Below are 1,380 nucleotides of genomic sequence, written 5' to 3'. Positions count from 1 at the left end.
CATAGAAATCCTTTATTTATATTTTCTCACACTAGATTCACTTACTCCAAGCGTCCTTACAATCTCACTTACACCTACACCGCTTTTAGCTAATTCTTGAATTTTTGCAATGGTATCAGGAGAATGTTCTTTAACCTTGCTTTTGGGTTGGAATTTATAGAAGCTTAATAGCTCCCTTTGGGTTTGTAGAAGCTCATCTTTTAAGCTCTCTAACTCTCTTTTTAAAGAATCTTTGCTTAGATTAGAATCCCTTAACTCTGCAATAAGAGTAGATTCTACATTAGGGGTTAAATAATACCCTTGCTTTCTAATGCTAGGGAGGACTTCATTTACTACCCATTGCCTAAAGGGCTTTGCTTTAGGCTTATCACTGCGCATAAGAATAAAATAGAGTTGGGGTTCGGTGATGAAAGTGGTTTGCTGCGTTCTACCCAAGTTATCTTTTATGGGGTAACTCAAAGTTAGCCCATCTCCAAACTCCGCATTTATAGCCTCTAACACTCTTGAAGGATTGGTGTGTTCTAACACTTCACAAATATCTCTAAGGCAAAATAAGGGATTCTCATTATCGCCCACCACACGCACTTGTCCTAAAGTTTTATGGTTAAAAACTTGTAACTGCATTACTCACTCCTTGGATTCTAAATCTTTGACTTTAAGACTTTAATCGCACCACTTGTAACACCAACATAAAAACAATCAAGCTTTTAGAGTTTATGCCAAGCTCTTGCAAGTCTTTTAACTTATTTATTGCACTCACCTGAAATTCTTTTTATCTATTTTAAAAACTTTATAGCTCAAGGCACATAGCCACACGATAATCACACCGAATAACGCATTCTCTAGCATTTTTTACTCCTTTATGATAGTATTAGGCATACACAAATAAATGATAGATTGGCAGGGCAACCCGCCTCAACCTTATCCACTTAAGATTTTAATAATCCAAAGGATAATGGCGACTAAGCGTAGGAACTTAATCAAAAAATCTAGCCATTTCATTTGTGTATCTCCTTTCATAAGCCGTATTATTTACTGCTTACAAAAGAATTATAACAAATATTATACCTTAAAGTCAAGCCTTAAATAGTATTTAATATTATATTTTTGAAAAATAAGCGTATTTATTACGCTTTTATGGTGAGCTTCTGCAATATTAAAGAAAGTTCATTAAGGGTGGCAACTTTGGATTCTAACTCCTTAATTTGTAAAAACATTTCACACGCCCTTTGCATAGGGACTGATATTTTATTGGTTCTAGCAGACTTTGAGATAGCCTCTTCACTATACCCAATTCTCTCCCCTAGCTCTCTATAAGTTAGCCCCAATTCCTTGCAGGTTTTTTTAATAAGATTGTCATCGTTTTTTGCCATCTTTTTC

General features: G+C 35.1%; 2 protein-coding genes. Both read right to left on the bottom strand.

From position 1 onward, the window contains the following. Window positions 1-12 precede the first annotated feature (12 nt). Window positions 13-624 carry a BRO family protein gene (locus LS72_RS10470; protein ID WP_138155354.1) on the bottom strand — a complete coding sequence of 204 codons (612 nt, stop codon included), beginning with the start codon at window positions 622-624 and terminating at the stop codon, window positions 13-15. A gap of 503 nt (window positions 625-1,127) precedes the next feature. Then, complete coding sequence (locus tag LS72_RS10465; RefSeq protein ID WP_034555669.1) at window positions 1,128-1,373, bottom strand: XRE family transcriptional regulator; 246 nt, start codon at window positions 1,371-1,373, stop codon at window positions 1,128-1,130. Window positions 1,374-1,380 lie beyond the last annotated feature (7 nt).

Origin of the sequence: Helicobacter apodemus, from assembly GCF_000765745.2 — a bacterium.
Lineage (GTDB): Bacteria > Campylobacterota > Campylobacteria > Campylobacterales > Helicobacteraceae > Helicobacter_D > Helicobacter_D apodemus.
Note: the sequence above shows the minus strand (reverse complement) of the source record. Positions and strands in the feature narration are given on the sequence as shown.